At 69.6% G+C, this 11605-nt stretch carries 7 protein-coding genes; 1 reads left to right on the top strand and 6 read right to left on the bottom strand.

Features of this window, described 5'->3' with window-relative positions; translation table 11 throughout:
- The first annotated feature begins 4 nt into the window (after positions 1–4).
- The gene (locus ABD355_RS04075) at positions 5–1348 is read left to right on the top strand and encodes a glutamate-1-semialdehyde 2,1-aminomutase (protein ID WP_344398632.1); all 1344 of its coding nucleotides are present in this window, start codon (positions 5–7) and stop codon (positions 1346–1348) included.
- 2 nt (positions 1349–1350) lie between these two features.
- Here ABD355_RS04075 and ABD355_RS04070 read toward each other — a convergent pair whose 3' ends face one another.
- The 6 genes from ABD355_RS04070 to ABD355_RS04045 all read right to left on the bottom strand — a co-directional run bounded on the left by ABD355_RS04070 (position 1351) and on the right by ABD355_RS04045 (position 11554).
- On the bottom strand, positions 1351–2037 hold the full coding sequence (locus ABD355_RS04070; protein ID WP_344398631.1) for a phosphatase PAP2 family protein: 687 nt from the start codon (positions 2035–2037) through the stop codon (positions 1351–1353).
- Between the two features lie 144 nt (positions 2038–2181).
- On the bottom strand, positions 2182–4365 hold the full coding sequence (locus ABD355_RS04065; protein ID WP_344398630.1) for an RICIN domain-containing protein: 2184 nt from the start codon (positions 4363–4365) through the stop codon (positions 2182–2184).
- A gap of 179 nt (positions 4366–4544) precedes the next feature.
- Entirely contained in the window at positions 4545–5723 is a 1179-nt protein-coding gene (locus tag ABD355_RS04060) for an SGNH/GDSL hydrolase family protein (RefSeq protein WP_344398629.1), read from the bottom strand.
- A 146-nt stretch (positions 5724–5869) separates the two neighbouring features.
- Complete coding sequence (locus ABD355_RS04055) at positions 5870–8287, bottom strand: glycosyl hydrolase family 95 catalytic domain-containing protein (protein WP_344398628.1); 2418 nt, start codon at positions 8285–8287, stop codon at positions 5870–5872.
- A gap of 90 nt (positions 8288–8377) precedes the next feature.
- Positions 8378–10237, bottom strand: a complete 1860-nt coding sequence (locus tag ABD355_RS04050; RefSeq protein ID WP_344398627.1) for an alpha-galactosidase D — start codon at positions 10235–10237, stop codon at positions 8378–8380.
- Positions 10238–10366: 129 nt separating this feature from the next.
- Complete coding sequence (locus ABD355_RS04045) at positions 10367–11554, bottom strand: ROK family protein (protein ID WP_344398626.1); 1188 nt, start codon at positions 11552–11554, stop codon at positions 10367–10369.
- Between the last annotated feature and the right edge of the window lie 51 nt (positions 11555–11605).

Genomic DNA, 11605 nt, shown 5'->3' with positions numbered 1-11605 from the left:
TCGGTTGACCACCGAACACACCGAAGCGACCGCGGAGTTCGTCCTGTCCCGGTCACGGGCGGCGAACGAGCGCCTGCACGCCATGATCCCCGGAGGCGCGCACACCTACGCCAAGGGCGACGACCAGTACCCCGAGAACCTGGCCCCGGTCATCAGCCACGGCCGCGGCGCCCATGTGTGGGACGTCGACGGCAACCGCTACATCGAGTACGGCTCCGGCCTGCGCTCGGTCAGCCTCGGCCACGCCCATCCACGCGTGACCGAGGTGGTACGGCGGGAGATCGACCGCGGCAGCAACTTCGTCCGGCCGTCCATGGTGGAGGTCGAGGCCGCGGAGCGCTTCCTGGCCACGGTGCCGACCGCCGAGATGGTGAAGTTCGCGAAGAACGGCTCCGACGCCACCACCGCCGCGGTGCGCCTCGCCCGCGCCGCCACCGGCCGCCCGCGGGTGGCCCTCTGCGCCGACCATCCGTTCTTCTCCACCGACGACTGGTTCATCGGCACCACGCCGATGTCCGCCGGCATTCCGGAGACGACGAACGAGCTCACCGTGTCCTTCCCCTACGGGGACCTGGCCGCCACGGAGGAGCTGCTCACCCGGTACCAGGACGAGATCGCCTGTCTGATCCTCGAACCCGCCACCCAGACCGAGCCGCCGCCCGGATACCTCGCCGGACTGCGAGCACTGGCCGACCGGCACGGCTGCGTGCTGATCTTCGACGAGATGATCACCGGCTTCCGCTGGTCCGAGGCGGGCGCCCAGGGCCTGTACGGCGTCGTCCCCGACCTCTCCACCTTCGGCAAGGCACTGGGCAACGGATTCGCCGTCTCCGCGCTGGCCGGTCGCCGCGAGCTGATGGAGCGGGGCGGGCTGCGGCACTCCGGCGAGCGGGTGTTCCTGCTGTCCACCACGCACGGCGCGGAAACGCACTCGCTGGCCGCCGCCATGGCCGTGCAGAGCATCTACGTCGAAGAGGGCGTCACCGCACGGCTGCACACGCTCGGCGAGCGGCTGGCTGCCGGGGTCCGCGAGGCCGCGGCCGGCATGGGCGTCGGCGAGCACGTCGTCGTCCGGGGCCGGGCCAGCAACCTGGTCTTCGCCACCCTCGACGAGAACGGGCAGCCGTCGCAGGAGTACCGCACCCTGTTCCTGCGCCGGCTCCTGGAGGGCGGTGTGCTGGCTCCGTCGTTCGTGGTGAGCAGCGCGCTCAGCGACGCCGACATCGACCACACCGTCGATGTGGTGGCCCAGGCATGTGCGGTGTACCGGAAGGCACTGGACGCCGGTGACCCCATCCCCTGGCTGGCCGGACGACCGGTGAAGCCCGTGTTCCGCCGCTTGGCGTGACGTCAGCGATGCTCCAGCCGACCGGCGTCGGCCGTGCGAACGGCCCGCCGGTCGGCCGCGCGGTCGATCAGCCAGGCGGTCGCCGGTACCACCGCCAGTGCGGTGCACCAGCCGCCCAGCGCGTCGGTCGGGTAGTGCGCACCGAGGGCGACCTCCGCCCAGCCCATCGCGGCGCCGGCCACCAGCGCCGCGACGAGCACGAGTGACATGCCGGCCGCCCTGCCGAGGCCGAGCCGGCCGGTCGCGGGCAGCGCCGCCGCGAGGGCGAGCGCGGTGAAGAAGGCGGTGTGCCCGCTCGGGTAGGACAGGTTGTCGGCACCGTGGATGGTGCGTCCCACCACGTGCTTGAGCAGCGTCGCCGTCCCCACGGTCAGGCCGACTCCGGCCACGACGAGCACCGCGACGCGAGGACGCCGAAGCAGCAGACATCCCGCCACCGCGGCCAGGATCACCATCACCGATCCAGCGGGCTCCCCCAGGAAGTCGAGGGTCAGAGCGACATACCGCCACGGCGGCCGCACACTGTCCGCGGTCGGCGCGATGATCCACCGGTCCACCCTGCCCGGCTCGCTGTGGCCGGCGTACAGGATCCCGATCGCGGCGACCACCAGCACGGCGAGAACCGCGATGAGCCCGAGCCACGGGCGCAACGACGAGGGCAGCACCGCGGGCGCCGGCCGGCCGGTCACACGCACACCGCGTCCGGTCGGCCCGCGCCGACGTCCAGGCCCGCTCCTGACAGGCGATCCAACGCGAGCCCCCCGTCGTGTCCGATTCCCCCTCCGGCGATCATAACCGCCGCGTGGACACCCGTTCTGGGCCCTTTACGACTCCTAGGGATAGTTGGTCAGGTTGGCCACGTTGGTGCTGGAGTTGGACGGGCCGCCGGTGTTGTTGACGATGTGGCTGATGGTGCCGGTGCCGCCGAGAGCGACCGTCACCATGCTGGTGAAGCGGACGCCCGCGTTGTTCGGCGCCTCGATGGCGTGTGCGGCCACGACACCGGGGTTCACGTTGAAGTAGCAGTAGCTGCCGAGACCGTACGCCTGGTGGCTGGTCACCGAGTCGGCGACCTTGTAGGCCGCGTAGCCCTGGGTGGAGCCGTTCATCCAGGCCGCCTGGCTGGGCGGGTCGTAGGGCATCTCGTTCTGGAAGAAGTAGGTGCGGCCGCCGTTGCCGTTCCAGACTGTCTGGTACTTCTGGAAGTGCTCGACGAACAGGCCGTACATCGTCACGTCGTCACCGTTGACGATCATCCCGGTGTCCGCGGTGTTGCTGGTCCAGCCGACGCCGCTGCCGTGGTCGGCGCGCCAGATCCACATGTGGTCGCCGATGACGTTGTCGCTGTTGACGATCAGGCCGGTGGTCACCTTGCCGACGCCCGCGCCGCCGACGCGGAAGTAGACGTCGTGCAGGGAGGTCGGGTCGGTCGTGTGGGCCACGGCGGAGCCGCTGGGCCCGACCTCGAGCAGGGAGGGCGAGTTGGCCGTGCCGGCGTCGAACAGCAGGCCCGCGATCTTCACCCCGTCGACGTCGGCGACCCTCATGGCCGTGATCCCGTTGTCGGGGACGAAGGTGGCCAGGCCCAGCCCGAGCACGACCGTGTCGGCTCGGTTGATCTGCAGGGTCTGGTCGAGGTGATAGACACCGGGGGTGACCAGGAGGTTCTTGCCCACCGCGAGGGCGGAGTTGATCTGCGAGGCGGTGGCGCCCGGCTTGACGACGTAGAAGGAGTCCAGCGAGAGCGAGGAGCCCGAGGTGCCGCTCGACCAGCTGGTGCCGGACGAGTTGGACCGCAGGGACGGCACGAACACCTGGTAGGCGCCGTTGGAGTCGACGTACAGGAACGGCTTCTCGCGGGAGACCGGGCTCTGGGCGACCGTCGTGTAGGGCGGGTGGGGGAAGCTGGTGGCGGGGACTCCCGCGCTGCCGGTGAAGACCATGTTCCAGTTGGAGCCGGTCCAGCTGCCCAGCTGGGAGTTACGGGTCAGCCACTGCTGCTGGGTGCCCGAGTTGACCTGGCCGTCGATCCTGCTGTCGGCGATGAGGCCGCCGCTGGACCAGCCGCCGTCGTCCAGGGCGAGGTTGCCGCGCAGATGCATCCGTCGGTACGGCGCCGCCTGCGAGACCGCCCAGCGGTCGCTGCCGCCGGTGGGGTTGACCGACAGGTTCTCCGCGCCGCGCCAGAAGTTCTGGGTGGCGTTGCCCTGGAACCAGTCGGCCTCGGCGTGCACCGCGCCGTTGATCGTCACCGCGTCGGGCGACAGACCGAGGCCCAGCACCTGCGTGGAGAAGCCGACGTTGACGTCGGCGCTGTAGGCGCCCGGCTTGAACAGCACGGCGTAGCGCTGGGAGCCGAACTGGTTGGTCTCCTGCTGCTGGAAGATCGAGTCGAGTCTGCTCTGGATCGTCGAGGACGACATCGACGGGTCGAAGACGACGACGTTCGGGCCCAGGTCGGGGTGGGCGGCCGACTGGGTCACGGGTACGACCTGGAAGCGCTGGGCCGCGGTGCCGTTGCAGCTGTACTGCACGAACTGCACGCTGTCGGCGGTGGAGGCCGCCGGGTCGTCGAGGCACTTGCCGCTGTTGCGGTTGACGAAGTGGTAGGCGCCGCCGCCGTCGTCCACCGGCAGCCACTGTTGGTTGGCGCCGCCACCGTAGGCCCACAGGTGGACCGGTGCGTTGTCGGCGGTGGAGACGTCGGCGACGTCCGCGACCTGGTTGGTGTCGTTGGCGTTGTTGATCCGGACGTATCCGTCGCCTGTGGCGGTGAAGCTCCACTGCTGTGCCGCGGTGCCGTTGCACGAGTACTGCTGCACGACGGTGCCGTTGGCGGTGGCGGCCGCCTTGGCGTCCAGGCACCGGCCGCTCGCGGCGTTCATGACGGTCGCGAAGCCGGTGGGCAGGGTCGTGGCTGCGGCGTGCGCGGGGGCGCCGGTGAGCAGGCCGGCGGACAGGGTGAGAGCGGTGACCGCCAGGGCGGCGGATACGGGGAGCCGTCCGGGTCTGGGCATGACGGGCGCCCTTTCGTGGGGGGTGGGTACCCGCGCCGCGTTCACTGTGTGAACGGGCCAGTGCGCGCGGGGGGTTGGGGTCGCTCGGTGAAACTAAAGGTACGGACCACATCCGTCAAGGTGTGAAGTAAGAGTTGAGGGAAGGGGTTTGCTGGGCCCGAGCTGAGTGGCGAGGACCGTCAGCTGTGCAGGAGCCGCAGGTCGATGGCGTCCGCCATGGCCTTCATTCCCGCGTCGTTGGGGTGGATGTGGTCGCCGGAGTCGTACGCCGGGTTGAGGGCGGCCGGGTTCGCGGGGTCACGCATGGTCCGGTCGAAGTCGATGACGCCGTCGAAGGTGCCGCTGGTGCGGATCCACCTGTTGACGCTCTGGCGGATCGCCTCGGCGGCGGGTGTGTAGTAGCCGTTGCCCTCGTCGGGCATCAGGGTCGCCCCGATGACGTGGACATGGGCGGCGTGTGCCTGGTCGATCAGGGTGCGGTAGCCGGCGACGAGGTCCTGGGCGGTGAGCGGGCGGCCGTCGGGGCCGGCGTTGTTGCCGATGTCGTTGATGCCTTCGAAGAGGATCACGTCCTTGACGCCGGGTTGGCCGAGGGCGTCGTGCCGGAAGCGCTTGAGGGCGCTGACGCCCTGCCACAGGTTCGGGACGTCGGTGAGGACGCGGTTGCCGCCGATGCCGGCGTCGACGACGCTCAGCCTCTGCGGGCCCGGTCCGGCGCCGAGCCGACGTGCGAGGAAGTCGGGCCAGCGGGTGTAGGTGCCGGTCGAGGAGTGGTAGCCGTCCGTGATGGAGTCGCCGAAGGCAACGACGGTCCCCCTCGCGGTCGATGACAGCACGTCGAGGCCCGCCAGGTAGTACCACGAGGTCGTGGTGGTGCCGAACGCGGTCGCGCTGTCGTCACCCGTGTGGTTGCCGGAGGCGATGTAGGTGGTGTCGAAGGCGTCGGAGTGCCAGGTCGACATGCCGGTCGCACCGGGGACGTAGAGGCTGACGAGCAGGTTCTCGCCGGCGCGAACCGGGATCGGGACCACGTCACTGACCGCCTCCGCGCCCGCCGGGATCGTGGGGTGGCGGGAGCCGGCGAAGGTGACGTTGCGGATGGTCCCACGTGTCGCCTCACCGCCGTCGGCCTGGACGGCCACGTCCATCTCGCCGACATCGAGCGGGGCGCTGCTGTACCGGTTGGACAGGGTGATGCGTGCGCCAGAGCCCCCGACGCTGCTGTGGACCACCATCCGGATGGTCTGGTTGTCGAAGGACGGGCCGCCGGTGGTCATGCTGGGCGACCAGGCGCTGACCCTGGTGGCCTTTCCCTGCGGCGCAGAGGTGGCCGCGCTTGCCAGGTGGGAGGTGCTCAACGGAACGACCGTGAGCGCCATGCCGGTCAGTGCGGCGCACACGGACGGCAGCGGTCGGCGAAACGCCGTAGGTCTTCCCTTTGCAGAGGACATCGTCGTTCTCTCCGCTCATGTCGTCGTGTCGGGGGATTGGGGCCGGACCGGACTCAGCCGAAGTTGCTCAGCGTGACGGACGCACCGGGCTTGAGGCTGACCTTCCGAGAGGTGCTGCCCGCGAAGACGGTCGTGTCGCGGCCGCCGACGCTCCTCAGCGTCAGCTGTGTGACCTTGCCGCCTCGCCACCTGAGGTCGGCGACGAAGCCGCCGCGGACGCCGACGCCGGACACCGAGCCGGACGCCGCCCATGCGGCGGGCAGGGCGGGCAGCAACTCGAGGTGACCCGGCCGCGAATAGACCAGCATCTCGATCATCGCGGAGGGCGTGCCGAAGTTCGCGTCGATCTGGAAGATGCCGCGGCCGCCTCCCATGTCCATGATGTCGAAGAGGTTGGACGCGCTGCCGTTGCTGCCGTTCACCGATGGCTTCAGGTTGTTGACGACCAGCTGGTAGGCCTTCTCCGCGTTCTTCAGCCGGGCCCAGCACAGGCTGCGCCAGGCGTTGGACCAGCCGTAGCTGTTCATGCCGCGGGCGGTCAGCAGGGCCGTCGCACCGGCGAGGATGTCCTTGGGTGTGGAGCCGTCCGGGCGGATCCGGTCGCCGGGGAAGAGGCCGAACAGCGGTGAGAGATGACGGTGCGTGGTCTCACCGAGGTTGTCGGGCGACATCCACTCCTCCAGCCAGCCGGTCGTGGGGCTGACCACGGGCAGATACAGGCGTTCACGCAGGCCGTCGACGGTCGCGCCGTAGGAGAGGTCCTTGCCGAGTACGCGGGTGGCGGTCCGGAAGTTGCCGAACAGGTTCCACACCGCTTCCTGGGCGTAGGTGATGCCCTTGGCGTCCTGCGGGCCCTGCTCCGGCGACCAGTCGCTGTCGTCGACGAGGACCTCGCGAGAGGCTCCCGAGGCGTCGGTGACGGTCGTGGTGATGAAGCGGGCCTCCCAGAACTCCACGGCGCCCTTGAGGAGGGGATAGATCCTTTCGAGGTAGGCGCGGTCCTGGGTGAACTCGTAGTGCTCGAACAGGTTCTGGCAGAGCCAGGCATTGCCCGCCGGATGCCACCACCAACCGCTGCCGCCATAAGGGTTGGTGGAGAAGGCCACAGCCCAACCGGCGACCTTTCCACTGGAGTTGCGGAACCTGTTGGTCGAGGTGTTGAACAGCCGCTGCGTGACGTCCGTCCACGAGGGCAGCTGTGCGAGGCAGTAGTCCGCGAAGGCGTCGAAGCAGTCCGGCAGGCCTGTCCGGTCGGCCATCCAGTAGTTCATCTGGACGTTGATGTCGGTGTGGTAGTCGCCCATCCAGTCCGGATCGTTGCCGTCCAGCCACGGGCCCTGCAGACCCATCGGCAGGCTGCCCCGCGACCCGGAGATCATCAGATAGCGGCCGAACTGCAGGTAGGCCGCCTCGAGTTCGGGGTCGGGGACGTCGTCCCGGTAGCGCGCCTGTATCCGCTGCCAGGTGTCCAGCCTGCGCTGGGCGGTGGACGACCCGCCGAGGTCGATGTCCTGCTGCTCGAACACCGGGCGGAAGTCGGCGACATGGGTGTGCAGCAGCGTGCTCGCGGAGTGTCCGGCGGCGGCCAGGACCTTGGTCCGCGCCAGGCGCTCAGGATCCATGGACGGGTCGCGGAACCCGGCGGCCGCGTCAGGGGCGTAGTTGGTGCCGCCGCTGACCACGACGGTCAGGTCCTTGCAGTTGCGGAACGAGATCGACGTACCGTCGACGGCGACCGAGCCGGCGCTGCTGTGGGCCGTGACGGCGGCGCCGTACTTCAAGCCGTTGGCGAAGGAAGCACCGAACGAGGCGTAGCGCCCCGTGCGGTTCGCCGTGGTGGTCTCGCCGTGGGTGCCGGCGAGGGAGACGGTGCCGGTGTAACTGCCGCCGCCCTGCTGGGAGAAGTACAGGACGATGACGTCGTCGGGGCGGCTGGCGAAGACCTGCCGCTGGTAGGTGACGCCGGACAGGTCGTACGAGACGCTGACGAAGCCCTGGGCCAGGTCGAGGGTACGACGGTAGTTGTCGACCGAGCCCAGGTCGTGCGCGGGGATGTCGACGGTGAGCTCGGCCAGCAGCGTCAGGGAGCCGAAGTCGTCCCGGCCGTAGGGGAATTGGCCGTCGCTCTGCAAGGTGTCGTTGAGACCGCCGGTCCACAGGGTGGAGTCGGTGATCGTCAGCAGTTCGGCGGCGGGATCGTTGCTCATGAGCGCTCCGAGGCGCCCGTTCCCGATCGGCAGACCTTGCTGGATCATCGAGGTGGGGGAGCCGGGCGCCCGCCACCACAGCTGGTTCCTCGCGGCGGCGGCCGCGGACAACAAGGGGGAGGAGGAGGGCCGGAGGGGGGCCGCGGAGGCGGTGAAGGCGGGCAGACCGCCAAGGGCGGCGACCGCGCCGGCCGTGGAGGCGAAGGTCAGAAAGCGTCTGCGGCTCGGGTGGTCGTCGGATGGCTCGGGGTGCTGAGTGTCCACGTTGTGCACTCCATGTCCGGGGGGAACGGCGCATGCGGGAACGACGGACAGGGGCCGTCGGGAGGCGGACTGATCAGGACGGGAGGCTGATCAGGCGGACTTGGGTACGTCGATCCGGTCGATGTCGGGGGCGTAGTCCCAGCCGCTGTCGAACGTGATGGTGTTGGAGCCCGCCTTCAGGGCCAACTGGACGCTGACGGTCTCGACCGTGCTCCAGTCACCGGTGGAGGGGAATCTCAGGCTGGTGCCGTGGCCGCTGTTGGAGTAGACGGTCACCGAGCGGGGATCGCCGCTGACGTAGCCGACGTTGACGGTGTAGATGCCGTCCTTCTTCACCGTGACGTCGTTGAACTGCAGCTTGCTGTCGAGGTAGAGGTTGCCGACCTTCTTGCCGCCGGAGCAGGCTTCGCACGAGGCCACGGATGCGTTCCCGGTCAGGGTGTTGTTGCCGGACTCGGCCTCGTAGCGGGTGGTCGCGAGCGGAGCGCCGCCGGGCTTCACGGTGAACAGCCGGGAGCCGTGTGCGGGCAGCGTCGAGGTGATCCGGTTCTTGTACGCGCCGAGGTTCTGGTGGTTCCACAGGTCGCGCACGGCGGCCGCACCGGTGAAGCCGAAGGATGCCCAGTCCGCGGTGACGGAGGCCGGCGAGCCGCCGAGGTTGAACAGGGCGACGGTGTAGCTGCCGTCGGGGTTCATGGTTCCCCAGACCTGCTGGTCGCCCATCGGGGTGACGGGACGGGCGACGGGCGAGGAGTTCTGGTCGACGGCTATGACCTCCTGGTTGGTGAGCAGGGAGAGGCCGTAGCTGTCGAGCCGGGTGAGGTCGTCACCGGTGAAGAGGGGCGACTTGTTGATGGCCCACAGCGTCATGTAGCTCTGCCGCTCGGCCTTGGTGAGGCCGTCCATCGCGCCGTTGCCGACATCGATCGCATCGAGGTCGTTCCAGCCTCCGGGGCCCGCCTTGCGGCTCCACGCCGGGGCGTCGTTCCACCGGTCGTCGACCGAGTTCTCCCAGGTGACCAGGGTGTTGCAGTAACACTCGACGTCGGTGTCGATGCGCCAGCCGTTGGAGTACTTCTTCCAGTCCGCGGCATGGGAGATGTCGAGCGACCAGGACAGCTCCAGATGGATCGGCCGCCCGGTGTCGGCGATGGCCTGATGCCAGGCGGCGACGTCCGCCACGTTGTTGTAGTTGTCACCCGACTTGGACGAACCGGGGCCCACCCCGTCGAGCTTCAGGAAGTCGTAGCCCCAGCCCGCCAGCAACTGCGCCTGCGAGTCGATGTACTTCTGCGCGCAGGGGTTGTCGAAGTTCAGCTTGTAGGCGCTGTCCCAGCCGTTGGTGGTGCGAAGGTCCGGGTAGACGGCGTCTGCGGTGGTGCAGCCCGGGGCGTCGTGGATCGGCACCTTGCCGTCGCCGTAGGCCCCCTTCTCCAGGCCGACGGGCAGATAGATGCCGGCCTTGAGGCCCTTGGCGTGGATGTGGTCGGCGACCGACTCCATGCCGTGCGGGAAGCGCACCGGGTCGGGGGTCTGCCGGCCGTACTGGTCGAATTCGGAGGTCCAGTTCTTGTCCATCCACCAGCCGGCGTCGATGTTGACGTGGTCGTAGCCGTACTTCTTCAGCGTGGTGGCCAGGGCGTCCGTCTGCTTCAGTACGTTCGCCTCGGTGAGGTAGCTGTAGTTGCCGTCCGGGTTCAGGCCCGGGTACTGGGAGGACTGCATGCTCCAGCTGGACCAGCCCATGTACGGCTTGGCCGCCGGGCCGAGGTCCGCAACGGAGGGAGCTGAACCTGCCGCTGTGGGCGCTGACTTGGAGGCGGCGGGTGCTGCTTGGGTGGCGGCGGCCGGGACCGCGGTGCCGAGCCCGGCCGTGACGGCCAGCACCAGCACGGCTCTGAGGGAACGGCGCGTGAAGCCGGGGAGGGCTCTGGAGGGGGATGAGGGCATGGCTCGCCTCCTGCTTGTGCGGTGAGTGGAGTGGTGCGGCGGTACCCGGTGGGGGCGGGGTTCTCGGGTGAGATCCGGACTAGGGGAGGTCGGCGACTGCGGCGGGCTGCGGGGTGCGGGTCTGCAGCGTCATGGCTGCTCCTCGTACGTGTCCGACCCCATGAAGGACTGGATCGCGGTGGCCGCGGCGCCGCGCGCCCACTCCTCGAAGGGCAGCGGGCGGGTCATCACGTCACACTGCGAAGCGGTACCGAAGGCGGAGGCGGCGAACGCGTCCCGGATGCCTTCGGCGAAAAGGTCGTACGCGGCCAGGCCCTCCCCGGAGATGACCACCCGCTCGGGCCCGAGGAGGTTCACCAGGGAGGCGATGGCCCTGCCGATGGCTTCTCCGGCCCGCGCATAGACGGCTCGGGCGCCGGGGTCTCCGCCGTGGGCCAGGTCCAACGCCTCGGCCGGATCGGTCAGTTGCCTGCCCGTGGCCGCGCTCACCGCGCGGAGAATCGCGGGGTCCGCCGCGATCGCCTCCACACAGCCGCGGTTGCCGCAGTGGCAGAGCGGACCCCTCGGATCGAGGGACAGATGCCCGATCTCGCCGGCCACGCCGTGCGCGCCCGACACCACCCGGCCGTGCACCACCAGGCCACAGCCGATTCCGGCGCCCACGGTCACCAGGGCGAAGTCCGAGAGCCCGACTCCGGCCCCGAACCAGTGCTCGGCGACCGTGAGCGCCCGCACGTCGTTGTCGACCGTGACCGGCAGCCCGGTGGCGGTACCGGCGAGTTCGGCGAGCGGTACGTCGCGCCACTCCAGGAAGGGGGAGTAGCGGACCAGGCCGTTCGCGCGGTCCACGTCCCCCGAGATGGCGATGCCCAGCCCCCGTACCTGCACACCGAATCCGACGGCCTCGATGAGCAACTCCTGTACCAGGGCGGTGATGGCGGGCAGCACGGCCTGCGGCTCACGGCCCGTGAGGGCCACGTGCCGGGACACCCGGATACGGCAGCACAGGTCGGCCAGCACCGCGATGATCTCGTCGCCGGTCACCTTCACGCCGATGAACAGTGCCCTTCCCGCGTCCACCGACACCAGATTGGCCGGACGCCCCACCGCGGGCCGCGCCTCTTCGTCCGCGCCCTCGACGAGATAGCCGAGCTCCATCAGCGGCCGGACCGCCTTGGTGACCGCGGCCGGAGAGAGCTTGGTGCGCCGTCCCACCTCGGCCCGGGTGAGAGGGCCGTGGGAGAGCAGCGTGGTGAAGACCAAGGAGGCGGCCGGAGTCAGGGTGGGAACCGACTCGCGGGCGAAGGTCGGGCGCATGGCCGGAAACCTAAGGTCGGATCTTTTCCGCTGTCAATAAAAAAACCGCAC

The sequence above is a fragment of the Streptomyces longisporus genome (assembly GCF_039532765.1).
Lineage (GTDB): Bacteria > Actinomycetota > Actinomycetes > Streptomycetales > Streptomycetaceae > Streptomyces > Streptomyces longisporus.
The sequence above is the reverse complement of the archived record's forward strand: the minus strand, read 5'-3'. Positions and strand labels throughout refer to the sequence as shown.